Genomic DNA, 14,822 nt, shown 5'->3' with positions numbered 1-14,822 from the left:
CTTTCGCCCCATTTTTTAATCATCACTATCGCTGTAGTCTTCAACCGTATCCATCTGCGGTTTACCGCCAGACAGGGTATGAAAACGTTTTGGACGTTTAATACGCGCCATGTACTTGCTCCAAACACGTTCCGCTTCAGTAGCAGGCTCGCGCACACCACGGCATACGGCAACAAACTGCACTTCTTCTTCAGTGCCTGGTTCGCGCTTACCGAGATCCAGCTCATTGAACGCAAAACCGTGACGTTCTAACAGCTGTGCCTCTTTGATGGTGAAATCACCATGACGAGCAAACCCACGTGGATAATGTTTATTGTCGAAAAACCGATTGGTCGTCGTAAAGCTTTCCGCCATCCTACACGCTCCTGATTTTCTTGGCCGAGCTATTTATGGCGCGGAGTATTAGTTACGCTTGACAGAGTGTAAAACAAAACATTTAAATCATAACGACAAATTATTTTTTGGAGTGAGCCGTGGACACCGAATTACTTAAAACCTTCCTGGAAGTTAGCAGAACACGGCACTTTGGTCGCGCCGCAGAAGCACTTTATTTGACGCAATCTGCGGTAAGCTTTCGCATCCGACAGCTCGAAAATCAGCTTGGCGTAAACCTTTTTACCCGCCATCGCAATAACATACGGCTGACAAGTGCCGGGGAACGCCTGCTGCCCTACGCAGAAAACCTGATGAATACGTGGTTAGCAGCGAAAAAAGAGGTATCACATACTTCTCAGCATAATCAGCTCACGCTTGGTGCCAGCGCATCACTTTGGGAATGCATGCTTTCTGAATGGCTAATTGCGCTTTATCAACAGCATAATGGCCTGCAGTTCGAAGCACGAATTGCACAACGTCAATCACTCGTTAAACAGCTTCATGAGCGCCAGCTGGATTTATTACTCACAACTGAAGCACCCAAAATGGATGAATTCTCCAGCCAGTTGCTGGGCTATTTCAGCATGGGACTTTATGGTCCTGCCGCGGAAAGCCGTAAAACTCCTCTCAACTATTTACGCATCGAGTGGGGGGCGGATTTTCACCAACATGAGGCCGAGCTCATTGGAAGTGATGATATTCCGGTATTAACTACCAGTTCAGCAAAAATAGCCTGCAAGCTGATCTCTGAACTTAACGGTTACACCTTCCTGCCGATTGAGTGGGCAAAAGAACAATCCGGGATCTGGCCTGTCCCTGAAAGCACAACGCTGTCCAGACCATTGTATGCTATCTGGTTACAAAACACGGACAAACAGAGTGTTATCAAAGAATTATTGAAGACACCATTAAAGGCGCAGTAATGCGCTTTTAATAGCTAAGAATATAAAGGAGAGGGATTTTGGACAAAAAAAATCCTTTGCCTAAGCAAAGGATTATATATGGCAGGGGCGGAGAGACTCGAACTCGCGACACCCGGTTTTGGAGACCGGTGCTCTACCAACTGAGCTACGCCCCTAAATTTTCCTACTATTAAGCCTGCTTAAACAGCAGGCTTAATTTTAATAAGTGGCGGAACGGACGGGACTCGAACCCGCGACCCCCTGCGTGACAGGCAGGTATTCTAACCGACTGAACTACCGCTCCACCGAATTTTTCTACAACTACCGGTTTGTTGCTCCGGTTTACTGCTTAATTTGATGCCTGGCAGTTCCCTACTCTCGCATGGGGAGACCCCACACTACCATCGGCGCTACGGCGTTTCACTTCTGAGTTCGGCATGGGGTCAGGTGGGACCACCGCGCTACGGCCGCCAGGCAAATTCTGTTATTGACCGTTATGCTCGCGCATAACCATCAATCTAATCCTGAACTAAGCTGAAAATCTCTCTAAAACACCTTCGGTGTTGTAAGGTTAAGCCTCACGGATCATTAGTACTGGTTAGCTCAACGTATCGCTACGCTTACACACCCAGCCTATCAACGTCGTAGTCTTCAACGTTCCTTCAGGACCCTTAAAGGGTCAGGGAGAACTCATCTCGGGGCAAGTTTCGCGCTTAGATGCTTTCAGCGCTTATCTCTTCCGCATTTAGCTACCGGGCAATGCCATTGGCATGACAACCCGAACACCAGTGATGCGTCCACTCCGGTCCTCTCGTACTAGGAGCAGCCCCCCTCAATTCTCCAGCGCCCACGGCAGATAGGGACCGAACTGTCTCACGACGTTCTAAACCCAGCTCGCGTACCACTTTAAATGGCGAACAGCCATACCCTTGGGACCTACTTCAGCCCCAGGATGTGATGAGCCGACATCGAGGTGCCAAACACCGCCGTCGATATGAACTCTTGGGCGGTATCAGCCTGTTATCCCCGGAGTACCTTTTATCCGTTGAGCGATGGCCCTTCCATTCAGAACCACCGGATCACTAAGACCTGCTTTCGCACCTGCTCGAGCCGTCACTCTCGCAGTCAAGCTAGCTTATGCCTTTGCACTAACCTCACGATGTCCGACCGTGATTAGCTAACCTTCGTGCTCCTCCGTTACGCTTTAGGAGGAGACCGCCCCAGTCAAACTACCCACCAGACACTGTCCGCAACCCGGATCACGGGTCTACGTTAGAACATCAAACATTAAAGGGTGGTATTTCAAGGTTGGCTCCACGCAGACTGGCGTCCACGCTTCAAAGCCTCCCACCTATCCTACACATCAAGGCTCAATGTTCAGTGTCAAGCTATAGTAAAGGTTCACGGGGTCTTTCCGTCTTGCCGCGGGTACACTGCATCTTCACAGCGATTTCAATTTCACTGAGTCTCGGGTGGAGACAGCCTGGCCATCATTACGCCATTCGTGCAGGTCGGAACTTACCCGACAAGGAATTTCGCTACCTTAGGACCGTTATAGTTACGGCCGCCGTTTACCGGGGCTTCGATCAAGAGCTTCTCCTTACGGATAACCCCATCAATTAACCTTCCGGCACCGGGCAGGCGTCACACCGTATACGTCCACTTTCGTGTTTGCACAGTGCTGTGTTTTTAATAAACAGTTGCAGCCAGCTGGTATCTTCGACTGCCTTCAGCTCCAGGAGTAAATCCCTTCACCTAACGACAGCGTGCCTTCTCCCGAAGTTACGGCACCATTTTGCCTAGTTCCTTCACCCGAGTTCTCTCAAGCGCCTTGGTATTCTCTACCTGACCACCTGTGTCGGTTTGGGGTACGATTCAATGTTACCTGATGCTTAGAGGCTTTTCCTGGAAGCAGGGCATTTGTTACTTCAGCACCGTAGTGCCTCGTCATCACACCTCAGCGTTAACAGAAGTCCGGATTTACCTAAACTTCCCGCCTACATGCTTAAACCGGGACAACCGTCGCCCGGCTAACATAGCCTTCTCCGTCCCCCCTTCGCAGTAACACCGAGTACAGGAATATTAACCTGTTTCCCATCGACTACGCCTTTCGGCCTCGCCTTAGGGGTCGACTCACCCTGCCCCGATTAACGTTGGACAGGAACCCTTGGTCTTCCGGCGAGCGGGCTTTTCACCCGCTTTATCGTTACTTATGTCAGCATTCGCACTTCTGATACCTCCAGCAAACCTCACAGTTCACCTTCAACGGCTTACAGAACGCTCCCCTACCCAACAACACATAGTGTCGCTGCCGCAGCTTCGGTGCATGGTTTAGCCCCGTTACATCTTCCGCGCAGGCCGACTCGACCAGTGAGCTATTACGCTTTCTTTAAATGATGGCTGCTTCTAAGCCAACATCCTGGCTGTCTGTGCCTTCCCACATCGTTTCCCACTTAACCATGACTTTGGGACCTTAGCTGGCGGTCTGGGTTGTTTCCCTCTTCACGACGGACGTTAGCACCCGCCGTGTGTCTCCCGTGATAACATTCTTCGGTATTCGTAGTTTGCATCGGGTTGGTAAGCCGGGATGGCCCCCTAGCCGAAACAGTGCTCTACCCCCGAAGATGAGTTCACGAGGCGCTACCTAAATAGCTTTCGGGGAGAACCAGCTATCTCCCGGTTTGATTGGCCTTTCACCCCCAGCCACAAGTCATCCGCTAATTTTTCAACATTAGTCGGTTCGGTCCTCCAGTTAGTGTTACCCAACCTTCAACCTGCCCATGGCTAGATCACCGGGTTTCGGGTCTATACCCTGCAACTTAACGCCCAGTTAAGACTCGGTTTCCCTGCGGCTCCCCTATACGGTTAACCTTGCTACAGAATATAAGTCGCTGACCCATTATACAAAAGGTACGCAGTCACCCCATAAAGAGGCTCCCACTGCTTGTACGTACACGGTTTCAGGTTCTTTTTCACTCCCCTCGCCGGGGTTCTTTTCGCCTTTCCCTCACGGTACTGGTTCACTATCGGTCAGTCAGGAGTATTTAGCCTTGGAGGATGGTCCCCCCATATTCAGACAGGATACCACGTGTCCCGCCCTACTCTTCGAACTCACAGCCTGTGCATTTTAGTGTACGGGAGTATCACCCTGTACCCTGCGACTTTCCAGACGCTTCCACTAACACACAAACTGATTCAGGTTCTGGGCTGCTCCCCGTTCGCTCGCCGCTACTGGGGGAATCTCGGTTGATTTCTTTTCCTCGGGGTACTTAGATGTTTCAGTTCCCCCGGTTCGCTTCATTACGCTATGTATTCACGTAATGATAGTGTGACGAATCACACTGGGTTTCCCCATTCGGAAATCGCCGGCTATAACGGTTCATATCACCTTACCGACGCTTATCGCAGATTAGCACGTCCTTCATCGCCTCTGACTGCCAGGGCATCCACCGTGTACGCTTAGTCGCTTAACCTCACAACCCGAAGATGTTTCGCTTCAGATTATGAAAATTTGAGAGACTCGAACATGTCTTAACCTCATTCTTTATTACGGAAGAATGAGACGACATGTCGTTTCAATTTTCAGCTTGTTCCGGATTGTTAAAGAGCAAATATCTCAAACATGACTCTTTCAAGTCAGCTTTGAGATATAACGGCACGCAACTTTCACTTACATACCAGCAAGTGGCGTCCCCTAGGGGATTCGAACCCCTGTTACCGCCGTGAAAGGGCGGTGTCCTGGGCCTCTAGACGAAGGGGACACTGAAGTCTCAATCGCAAGACGCCTTGCTTCTCTACATCTATCAGACAATCTGTGTGAGCACTACGCGGGTTGTATCTTTTAGGTAAGGAGGTGATCCAACCGCAGGTTCCCCTACGGTTACCTTGTTACGACTTCACCCCAGTCATGAATCACAAAGTGGTAAGCGCCCTCCCGAAGGTTAAGCTACCTACTTCTTTTGCAACCCACTCCCATGGTGTGACGGGCGGTGTGTACAAGGCCCGGGAACGTATTCACCGTAGCATTCTGATCTACGATTACTAGCGATTCCGACTTCATGGAGTCGAGTTGCAGACTCCAATCCGGACTACGACGCACTTTATGAGGTCCGCTTGCTCTCGCGAGGTCGCTTCTCTTTGTATGCGCCATTGTAGCACGTGTGTAGCCCTACTCGTAAGGGCCATGATGACTTGACGTCATCCCCACCTTCCTCCAGTTTATCACTGGCAGTCTCCTTTGAGTTCCCGGCCGAACCGCTGGCAACAAAGGATAAGGGTTGCGCTCGTTGCGGGACTTAACCCAACATTTCACAACACGAGCTGACGACAGCCATGCAGCACCTGTCTCAGAGTTCCCGAAGGCACCAAAGCATCTCTGCTAAGTTCTCTGGATGTCAAGAGTAGGTAAGGTTCTTCGCGTTGCATCGAATTAAACCACATGCTCCACCGCTTGTGCGGGCCCCCGTCAATTCATTTGAGTTTTAACCTTGCGGCCGTACTCCCCAGGCGGTCGACTTAACGCGTTAGCTCCGGAAGCCACGCCTCAAGGGCACAACCTCCAAGTCGACATCGTTTACGGCGTGGACTACCAGGGTATCTAATCCTGTTTGCTCCCCACGCTTTCGCACCTGAGCGTCAGTCTTTGTCCAGGGGGCCGCCTTCGCCACCGGTATTCCTCCAGATCTCTACGCATTTCACCGCTACACCTGGAATTCTACCCCCCTCTACAAGACTCAAGCTTGCCAGTTTCGAATGCAGTTCCCAGGTTGAGCCCGGGGATTTCACATCCGACTTAACAAACCGCCTGCGTGCGCTTTACGCCCAGTAATTCCGATTAACGCTTGCACCCTCCGTATTACCGCGGCTGCTGGCACGGAGTTAGCCGGTGCTTCTTCTGCGAGTAACGTCAATCGCTAAGGTTATTAACCTTAACGCCTTCCTCCTCGCTGAAAGTACTTTACAACCCGAAGGCCTTCTTCATACACGCGGCATGGCTGCATCAGGCTTGCGCCCATTGTGCAATATTCCCCACTGCTGCCTCCCGTAGGAGTCTGGACCGTGTCTCAGTTCCAGTGTGGCTGGTCATCCTCTCAGACCAGCTAGGGATCGTCGCCTAGGTGAGCCATTACCCCACCTACTAGCTAATCCCATCTGGGTTCATCTGATGGCAAGAGGCCCGAAGGTCCCCCTCTTTGGTCTTGCGACGTTATGCGGTATTAGCTACCGTTTCCAGTAGTTATCCCCCTCCATCAGGCAGATCCCCAGACATTACTCACCCGTCCGCCGCTCGTCACCCAGAGAGCAAGCTCTCCCGTGCTACCGCTCGACTTGCATGTGTTAGGCCTGCCGCCAGCGTTCAATCTGAGCCATGATCAAACTCTTCAATTTAAAAGTGTTTGATGCTCAAAGAATTAAAACTGTTTATAAAATCAGTAGTCACTCTTCAAGACTTGATATTTTTTTGCATCCGAAGATGCTGAGATATCAATCCTGCGAGTGCCCACACAGATTGTCTGATAAATTGTTAAAGAGCAGTGAGTCAGTCGCTTTCGCTTGCTAACTCGAGGTGGCGTATAATACGCTTTCCTCTTTCAGAGTCAAGCGTTTATTTTCGCTTTCGTCTGACTGACTACCGGGTTGTGAAGCCGCTTTCGAAGCCGCTTCGCCGTGTCAGTGGAGGCGCATTATAGGGAGTTCTCAGAGCCTGACAACCCCTAATTTGAAAAAAACTTTCAAGCGTCGTTTTTTTACTCAAAATGGCGTTAAAGTGCCAGTTTTTCGAGCCTTTCAAAGCCGTAACGTTGTAAAACGGGCATTAATTGCGCGGTTTCAGGCGTGAACGCCATACAATAAGCAATATTAGAATCTGCAGACGCCGCTTCAGGCGCTTCATGTTCCAGTAACCAAACGGTACGCCTTGCAATCGCGGCACCGGAATCAATCAGTCTCGTTCCCTCAGGTAACACCTCCAACAACTCTTCCTGTAATAGAGGGAAATGCGTGCAGCCTAATACAACGGTATCCGGCGGCTCCGACATTCGTAACCACGGACGCAGGATTTTACGCAGCTCGTCCAGCGGGACAGGCTCACCATGAAGCTTCGCCTCCGCCAGCTCCACCAGTTCGGCAGAACCCAGCATCTCAATTTTGCATTCGGTAGCAAACCGGGAGATAAGCTCGTGGGTATAAGACCGCTTGACCGTACCGCGAGTTGCGAGCAGACCTACAACGCCATTTGTCGTCAAGCGCGCTGCCGGTTTAATGGCAGGCACAACGCCAACAACAGGGAAGTCGAACTTTTCGCGTAAGGCAGGGAGAGAAACGGTACTTGCGGTATTACAGGCAATAACCGCGAGGGCTAAAGGATAATGCTGCTGGACAGCAGTCACTATTGAGACCACCCGGTCGACGATAAACTCTTCGCTCTTTTCGCCGTATGGAAACGCCACGTTGTCGAAGGCGTAGATGTAATGAAGATCCGGCAGAAGCTGCCGAATCTCATTGTAGACGGACAGCCCACCAACGCCGGAGTCAAAAACCAGCACGGTGGGATGTGCATCAGAAGGTGTAGCTGCCAGACAAGGTGTATTCCCGTCCTGCAGTTTGATAGCCATAAACCGTCTCGTAATCTTTATCGAACAGGTTAGCTATTTTACCACGAACTGTAAGATGTGAGGTGACCGGATAAGACAAACCAACATCCCACAGGCTAACCCCACCCATTTTTACATCACGTCCATTATCAAAGTCGTTATCGTAGCGCTGCCCGATGTACTGGTAAGCGACATTCCATCCTAAATCGTAGACTTGTCCAGTGACTTCATATTTCACCTGCTGCTTCGCCCGGCGATAGAGGACTTTATTCGTTTCATCATCTCGTGGATCTACATATTGCAATGTAAGGTGGTGATCGATCGGACCTGTCGTCACGTTACCCGTCCACTCCAATCCTTTAATCGTCGCCGCCTTAACATTGTAATAAGCATTATTGTTGAAGCTGATGAGGTTTTGAATCTCATAGCGATACGCAGAAAGACGCCAGTCAACTGGGCCGCTCAGTCCTTCTAGTCCTGCTTCCCACTGCTTTGACTCTTCCGGCTTCAGGTTAGGGTTAGAGGCAATACCAAAACGTTCAGCGCCAAATTGCTCTCCAAGCGACGGAGCCAGGAAACCCGTGCCGTAGGACAACGTCGCGCGGTAGCCATCAACAAATTCCCATCCAGCGGCCGTTTGCCAGGTACCGTGCCAACCAAACTGTTGGTCATGGTCTTCACGCCCGGAAGCTTCCAGCGTCACACTGCCTATTTGCTGCTGTCCGGTGAGATACAGCCCGGTGGTATCACGCTTGTAGACATCGGTGCTGGTTGTACCGCTTGATTGAAGCTTCTCTTGCTTCCAGTCAACACCGCCGCTAACGGCCCCGTGGCCAACGGCAATATTGTTGCCCCACTGAATATAGCGCTGTTCCGTATTATCCAACGTTGAGCCTGGCGCATAGCGCCCATTCAGGCTGCTGTAGTTGTAATCTTTGATGCGCTGATAGTTGGCCACCAGTTGAGAAGAATAGTCGCCAGAGTTGAAATGCAGGCCGGTATCCCATGATTGGGTATCATTCTGGTGTTCATCATTACCACCAGCATAGCCCCAGGATCCTTGATCGTAATCGGCATTCGCCGAGTAACCATAGCTGCGGAAAAAACCGGAGAAATTATCGTTAAACTTGTGCTGAAGACCGCCCCAGAACAATGAATTTCTATATCCATCGCGATCGCTGTCACCGCTATATGGAGAGTTAGGCTGAATATTAAAGCCCTTTGTTGTTTGGTATGCCCCCGCGGCAGTCACCACCGTATCACCGAAGCGATGATTAAAGGTGCCATCGTACTGTTGATAACCATGCGTTCCCACGCCCGCATTGACCTGAGAACGTTCGTTATCCGTCATCGTAATAATGTTAACTACGCCGCCAATTGCTCCGGAACCATACACTGCAGAGCGTGGCCCGCGAATATATTCGATGCGCTGCACCAATGAGACAGGGATCTGACCGATATCTATTGTATTGACGATACCAGAGCGTGGCACCGGGATACCATCAATCAGAACCATCACATGACGAGCCTCTGTACCACGGATAAAAAGCGAGGAGCTTTGACCAAGGCCGCCGTTCTGAGCAATATCCACGCCCGGCAATCTGCGCATCACGTCGTTTAAATCTTTTGACTGCCAGCGGTCGATATCTTCACGCGTAACCACCGACGTCGGCGCCAGAACGCTATTCACCGGCTGCTGAAAACGATTTGCAGTCACTACCAGGGTATTGTCGGTATTGCTGTCCTGCGCCCAAACTGAAAAAGCCGTTGCGGACAAAGCCGTCAACAGCGAAACCTTTTTTATCATCATTTATATAAGCATCCGCTTTCGAATAGGATGCCGCAGATATGGCAAATAGCACGCGATAGCCATATCACTTGCGACGTCGTTCCGGCAGGTCTTCGGGCTTGGGGGCTTAAATAAGATGAGGACTTCCCGCTTATATAAGAAAGCAGTGTCTGCTGAGTGCGTTCATCTTGCCGTTCCTTACCGCTGCGCGTCAGCCCCAGAATCACACTGGGTTCCCTTTTAACTCTCAGGAGGCCGGAAAAGCCATGCTACCGTTAGGCTTATACGGATGTCCAGACTTCCGGCTGAACTTCTTAACGCGATCGGGCTGGACATCCCGGGTCGAATCCCTACAATCGCCGCGTAGTTTGTATTCATTGACCGACTGGATGGCTAGCCATGACCCCTGAACACCTCCCGACAGAACAGTACGACGCGCAACTGGCGGAAAAAGTCACTCGCCTCGAAGGCATGATGGCGCCTTTTGCCGCACCGGCCCCGGAGGTATTCCGCTCACCGGTAAGCCACTACCGCATGCGAGCAGAGTTCCGCATCTGGCATGAAGGTGACGACCTGTATCACATCATGTTCGATCAGCAGACCAAAAGCCGCATCCGGGTCAACAGCTTCCCGGCGGCCAGCGAGCTTATTAACGCCCTGATGCCAGCCATGCTGGATGGCGTCCGCGATATTCCAGCTCTGCGTCACAAGCTGTTCCAGATTGACTATCTGACGACCCTGAGCAATCAGGCCGTGGTGTCTTTGCTCTACCACCGCAAGCTGGATGATGAATGGCAGCTGCATGCCGAGGCGCTGCGCGACAGCCTTCGCGCCCGCGGCTTTAACGTTCATTTGATTGGCCGTGCAACAAAAACCAAGATTGAGCTGGACCAGGATTTTATCGACGAACGCCTGCCGGTTGCCGGTAAAGAGATGATTTACCGCCAGGTTGAGAACAGCTTTACTCAGCCAAACGCGGCCATGAATATTCAGATGCTGGAATGGGCGCTGAACGCGACAGAAAACTCAAGCGGCGATCTGCTGGAGCTTTACTGCGGGAATGGCAACTTCTCGCTCGCTCTGGCCCGCAACTTCGACCGCGTGCTGGCGACCGAAATCGCTAAACCGTCCGTGGCAGCGGCACAGTACAACATCGCGGCCAACAATATTGAGAACGTGCAGATTATCCGCATGGCGGCGGAAGAGTTTACCCAGGCTATGAACGGCGTGAGGGAGTTTAACCGCCTGCAGGGAATTGATCTTAAAAGCTATCAGTGCGAGACCATTTTTGTCGATCCGCCTCGCAGCGGTTTGGATGCTGACACGGTAAAAATGGTGCAGGCCTACCCGCACATCCTTTATATCTCCTGCAATCCACAGACGCTGTGCGAGAACCTGGAAACATTATCCCAGACTCACAACATCACCCGCCTGGCACTGTTTGACCAGTTCCCGTACACGCATCATATGGAATGCGGCGTACTGCTAACGCGCAAATAGAAAAAGGACGCCTTGGCGTCCTTTTTGCTTTTTATCGGGCTTACTCAGCCGCTTCTGATTTGCGGGAGCGAACTTTAAACAAAATCCAGAACAGCACAACCACCGACAGAATCGAAGGGATAAAGTTAGAGCCAATCGCCGGGTATTCAACGCGAACCACTGAACTATAAAGCAGCACGCCTAACACAAAACAGGCCGCGGCAAGGCTCGGTAACCCAACCGGCATCGTACGGTTCTGATAGCGCTGATGCAGGCAATAAACCGCCAGCACCAAAGCGATAACAGGGAATATCGAGAACGGAACAACCGAGCTGAACAGCGCGGCAAAAGATCCGTTAATCGACAGACCAGCAATAAACGCCAGCGCCAGCGTACCTCTATCTTGTAACTGTTTCATTGCTCGTTCCTTCACTCTTCGGATAAATGAGCCAGTGCCATTTTTTCTTGTTCCCGGCGATACCAGTAGTAAGCCCCTTTCGAGATCATACGTAGCTGCAACACCAGTCTCTCTTCGAGCTGACGACGCTGTTCAATATCAACGTCCAGCGCTTCGGCACCAGCACTAAAAACAATCGTGACCATCGCTTCCGCCTGCGCTTCGGTGAAGCTGCGAGGCATGCGATTTTCGAGTTCTAAATAGTCGGCAAGTTCCGCGATGAAGTGCTGAATTTCACGAGCAACCGCGGCACGAAACGCCGCAGACGTGCCCGAGCGTTCACGCAACAACAGGCGGAAAGCGTTAGGGTTATTGCCGATAAATTCCATGAACGTTGACACTGAGGTACGGATCACGCTGCCGCCTTTGGCGATGCGCTGCCGCGCCTGCCGCATTAACTGCCGCAGCATCAGGCCACTTTCGTCTACCATTGTAAGACCGAGCTCATCAACATCGCGGAAATGGCGATAAAATGACGTTGGCGCAATACCGGCTTCGCGGGCAACTTCACGCAGGCTCAGGCTGGCAAAGCTTCTTTCGGCGCTTAGCTGGCTAAATGCTGCCTCGACTAAAGAACGCCTGGTTCTCTCTTTTTGTTGCGCTCTTACACCCATCATATTGCCTGAATCCTTCAAACAGAGCTGGAACTATATCAGAGAATCAAGCTACCGCTTTTATAGTGTATTGTGAATGATTGTTTACGGAACATTGACCTGTCCAGGCGGGAAAAAGCACAACGAGAATTGGGGAAATCCCTGGTTGATGTTACCATCGTGTTGCCTTTATGTATAAAAACAGGTAAGCCTTACCATGCCACAAACCTACGATTATGACGCAATAGTGATTGGTTCCGGTCCCGGGGGCGAAGGTGCCGCCATGGGGCTGGTGAAACAAGGAGCCAGGGTAGCGGTGATTGAGCGCTACCACAATGTCGGCGGCGGCTGCACCCATTGGGGCACCATCCCTTCGAAAGCCCTCCGCCACGCCGTCAGCCGCATTATTGAATTCAATCAAAACCCGTTATACAGCGATCACACTCACCTTCTCCGCTCCTCTTTTGCCGACATCCTTAACCACGCCGACAGCGTGATTAACCAGCAAACCCGCATGCGCCAGGGTTTTTACGAACGTAACCGCTGCGAGATGCTGCAGGGCGATGCGCACTTTGTGGATGAGCACACTGTCGAGCTTCTGTGCCACGATGGGTCGGTCGAAACCTATACCGCCGAGAAGTTTGTTATTGCCTGCGGTTCTCGCCCTTATCGCCCGCCAGAAGTTGATTTTACCCACCCACGTATCTACGACAGCGACTCAATTCTCAGCCTGCATCACGAACCGCGTCATGTGATCATCTATGGTGCCGGGGTGATCGGCTGCGAATACGCGTCGATCTTCCGCGGAATGAACGTCAAAGTTGATCTGATCAACACTCGCGATCGCCTGCTGGCTTTCCTCGATCAGGAAATGTCGGACTCGCTCTCCTATCACTTCTGGAACAGCGGCGTGGTTATTCGCCACAACGAAGAGTTTGAGAAAATTGAAGGCGTGGACGACGGCGTGATTGTTTCTCTGAAGTCCGGCAAAAAAGTGAAGGCGGATTGCCTGCTTTACGCCAACGGACGTACCGGGAATACGGATTCGCTGGCGCTGGAAAATATCGGTCTCGAAGCCGACAGCCGTGGGCTCATCAAGGTCAACAGCATGTACCAGACCGCGCTACCGCATATTTACGCGGTAGGTGACGTGATCGGTTATCCTAGCCTGGCTTCAGCAGCCTACGATCAAGGCCGTATCGCCGCTCAGGCGCTGGTGAAAGGCGAAGCCACGGGGCATCTGATCGAAGATATTCCGACCGGCATCTACACCATTCCGGAAATCAGCTCCGTGGGCAAAACGGAACAACAGCTGACCTCGATGAAAGTGCCTTACGAAGTGGGCCGGGCGCAGTTTAAACATCTCGCGCGGGCGCAAATCGTGGGTATGAACGTTGGGACGCTGAAAATTCTGTTCCACCGTGAAACGAAAGAAATTCTGGGGATCCACTGCTTTGGCGAGCGCGCGGCCGAAATCATTCACATCGGCCAGGCGATTATGGAGCAGAAAGGTGGCGGTAACACCATTGAGTACTTCGTTAACACCACCTTTAACTACCCAACAATGGCGGAAGCCTATCGGGTAGCGGCGCTTAACGGCTTAAATCGCCTGTTTTAGCGCTGAGTCAAAATGGCCATCCATCTGCGTGCGGATGGCCTCTGCCAGCTGCTCATAGCGGCTGCGCAGCGGTGACCCCGGACGATAAACCAGGCCGATGGTACGACGCGGTTCTGGTTTATAACACGGCAGATAAACCACACCGTCGCGCTGGCGTTCATGCGGCACGGCCAGGGCTGGCAAAAGCGTGATGCCACTCCCCGCAGCGACCATGTTACGCAGTGTCTCTAAGCTTGTTGCCCGGAAATGGGTATCTTCATCCGCGCCTGCTTCAAAGCAAAAGCCCATAGCCTGATCGCGCAGGCAGTGCCCGTCTTCCAGCATCAGCAGCTTTTCACCAGCCAAATCGGACATCGGCACTCGGTCGCGGTTTGCCCACGGGTGATCCTGATAAACCGCCAGCACCATCGGTTCATCAAACAGCGGCACCTCGATAAACGCTTCGCTCTCTTTTACCAGCGCCAGAATGGCGCAGTCCAGCTTGCCGCTGTCGAGCTGCGCCAGCAGCTGATGGGTTTGGGCTTCATGCAGGTACATTTCCAGCTTAGGGAAGGTCTGATGCAGCATAGGAATAATTTGCGGCAGCAGGTAAGGCCCCACGGTTGGGATCAGGCCAATATGCAGCGGGCCGGACATAGCTTCACCCTGCTGGCTTGCCATCTCTTTCAGTACTTTGACTTCACGCAGCACCGTCCGCGCCTGATCCACCAGCAGCAAACCCGCCTGGGTGAACAGCACTTTACGGCTGGTGCGTTCCAGCAGCATCACGCCCAGCTCATCTTCCAGCTTGCGGATCTGGCCGCTTAATGTCGGCTGGCTAACGTGACAGGCATCCGCTGCCCGACGAAAATGGCGGTGCTCGGCCAGCGCCACCAGGTATTCAAGATCTCGAATATTCATTCTCTATCCTCCTGCGCCACGATAGTTCATGGCGATAGATAGCATAGCAACGAACGATTATCCCTATCAAGCAATGTTGGTGAATAATAGCCAGCAACAGCAAGGCACATCGCTCT

Annotated in this window: 9 protein-coding genes, 3 tRNA genes, 3 rRNA genes and 1 riboswitch; of the genes, 3 read left to right on the top strand and 12 right to left on the bottom strand. The window is 52.0% G+C overall.

What is annotated here, in order from left to right; all coding sequences use genetic code 11:
• Positions 1 to 15: 15 nt before the first annotated feature.
• Entirely contained in the window at positions 16 to 354 is a 339-nt protein-coding gene (locus tag LH86_RS05790) for a DUF413 domain-containing protein (RefSeq protein WP_039289198.1), read from the bottom strand.
• A gap of 119 nt (positions 355 to 473) precedes the next feature.
• Here LH86_RS05790 and hdfR point away from each other — a divergent pair, with 119 nt between their 5' ends.
• Positions 474 to 1,298 (top strand): HTH-type transcriptional regulator HdfR, encoded by an 825-nt coding sequence (gene hdfR / locus LH86_RS05785; RefSeq protein ID WP_039299218.1) that lies wholly within the window; start codon positions 474 to 476, stop codon positions 1,296 to 1,298.
• A 79-nt stretch (positions 1,299 to 1,377) separates the two neighbouring features.
• On the opposite strand, the gene LH86_RS05780 is transcribed toward hdfR, so the two are convergent.
• The 8 genes from LH86_RS05780 to btuB form a co-directional block, all read right to left on the bottom strand.
• Positions 1,378 to 1,453 (bottom strand) — tRNA-Trp (locus tag LH86_RS05780).
• Positions 1,454 to 1,504: 51 nt separating this feature from the next.
• A tRNA-Asp gene (locus LH86_RS05775) sits at positions 1,505 to 1,581 on the bottom strand.
• A 55-nt stretch (positions 1,582 to 1,636) separates the two neighbouring features.
• Positions 1,637 to 1,752, bottom strand: a 5S ribosomal RNA gene (gene rrf, locus LH86_RS05770).
• 92 nt (positions 1,753 to 1,844) lie between these two features.
• A 23S ribosomal RNA gene (locus LH86_RS05765) occupies positions 1,845 to 4,750 on the bottom strand.
• 212 nt (positions 4,751 to 4,962) lie between these two features.
• A tRNA-Glu gene (locus LH86_RS05760) sits at positions 4,963 to 5,038 on the bottom strand.
• Between the two features lie 85 nt (positions 5,039 to 5,123).
• A 16S ribosomal RNA gene (locus LH86_RS05755) occupies positions 5,124 to 6,665 on the bottom strand.
• Together the 16S, 23S and 5S rRNA genes with 3 tRNA genes alongside form the textbook arrangement of a ribosomal RNA operon.
• Before the next feature lie 374 nt (positions 6,666 to 7,039).
• Positions 7,040 to 7,891, bottom strand: a complete 852-nt coding sequence (gene murI / locus LH86_RS05750) for a glutamate racemase (protein ID WP_071842813.1) — start codon at positions 7,889 to 7,891, stop codon at positions 7,040 to 7,042.
• Entirely contained in the window at positions 7,836 to 9,677 is a 1,842-nt protein-coding gene (gene btuB, locus LH86_RS05745; protein ID WP_039305949.1) for a TonB-dependent vitamin B12 receptor BtuB, read from the bottom strand. Before btuB ends, murI begins: the two co-directional genes overlap by 56 nt.
• A gap of 68 nt (positions 9,678 to 9,745) precedes the next feature.
• Positions 9,746 to 9,934, bottom strand: a riboswitch (cobalamin riboswitch).
• A 124-nt stretch (positions 9,935 to 10,058) separates the two neighbouring features.
• Here btuB and trmA point away from each other — a divergent pair.
• Complete coding sequence (trmA, locus tag LH86_RS05740; protein WP_039299212.1) at positions 10,059 to 11,159, top strand: tRNA (uridine(54)-C5)-methyltransferase TrmA; 1,101 nt, start codon at positions 10,059 to 10,061, stop codon at positions 11,157 to 11,159.
• A 40-nt stretch (positions 11,160 to 11,199) separates the two neighbouring features.
• On the opposite strand, the gene LH86_RS05735 is transcribed toward trmA, so the two are convergent.
• Entirely contained in the window at positions 11,200 to 11,556 is a 357-nt protein-coding gene (locus LH86_RS05735; protein WP_039299209.1) for a YijD family membrane protein, read from the bottom strand.
• A gap of 11 nt (positions 11,557 to 11,567) precedes the next feature.
• A complete protein-coding gene (gene fabR, locus LH86_RS05730) occupies positions 11,568 to 12,209 on the bottom strand; it encodes an HTH-type transcriptional repressor FabR (protein WP_039289193.1) in 642 nt (213 codons plus the stop codon).
• Positions 12,210 to 12,405: 196 nt separating this feature from the next.
• Here fabR and sthA point away from each other — a divergent pair, with 196 nt between their 5' ends.
• Positions 12,406 to 13,806: a Si-specific NAD(P)(+) transhydrogenase gene (gene sthA / locus LH86_RS05725; RefSeq protein WP_008457573.1), complete on the top strand. Its 1,401-nt coding sequence runs from the start codon at positions 12,406 to 12,408 to the stop codon at positions 13,804 to 13,806.
• On the opposite strand, the gene oxyR is transcribed toward sthA, so the two are convergent.
• Positions 13,789 to 14,706 (bottom strand): DNA-binding transcriptional regulator OxyR, encoded by a 918-nt coding sequence (gene oxyR, locus LH86_RS05720; RefSeq protein WP_039289191.1) that lies wholly within the window; start codon positions 14,704 to 14,706, stop codon positions 13,789 to 13,791. The two genes, sthA and oxyR, sit on opposite strands and share 18 nt — an antisense overlap.
• Between the last annotated feature and the right edge of the window lie 116 nt (positions 14,707 to 14,822).

The sequence above is a fragment of the Cedecea neteri genome (assembly GCF_000758325.1).
GTDB classification, from domain to species: domain Bacteria; phylum Pseudomonadota; class Gammaproteobacteria; order Enterobacterales; family Enterobacteriaceae; genus Cedecea; species Cedecea neteri_B.
This window is presented reverse-complemented; position numbering and strand designations above follow the sequence as displayed.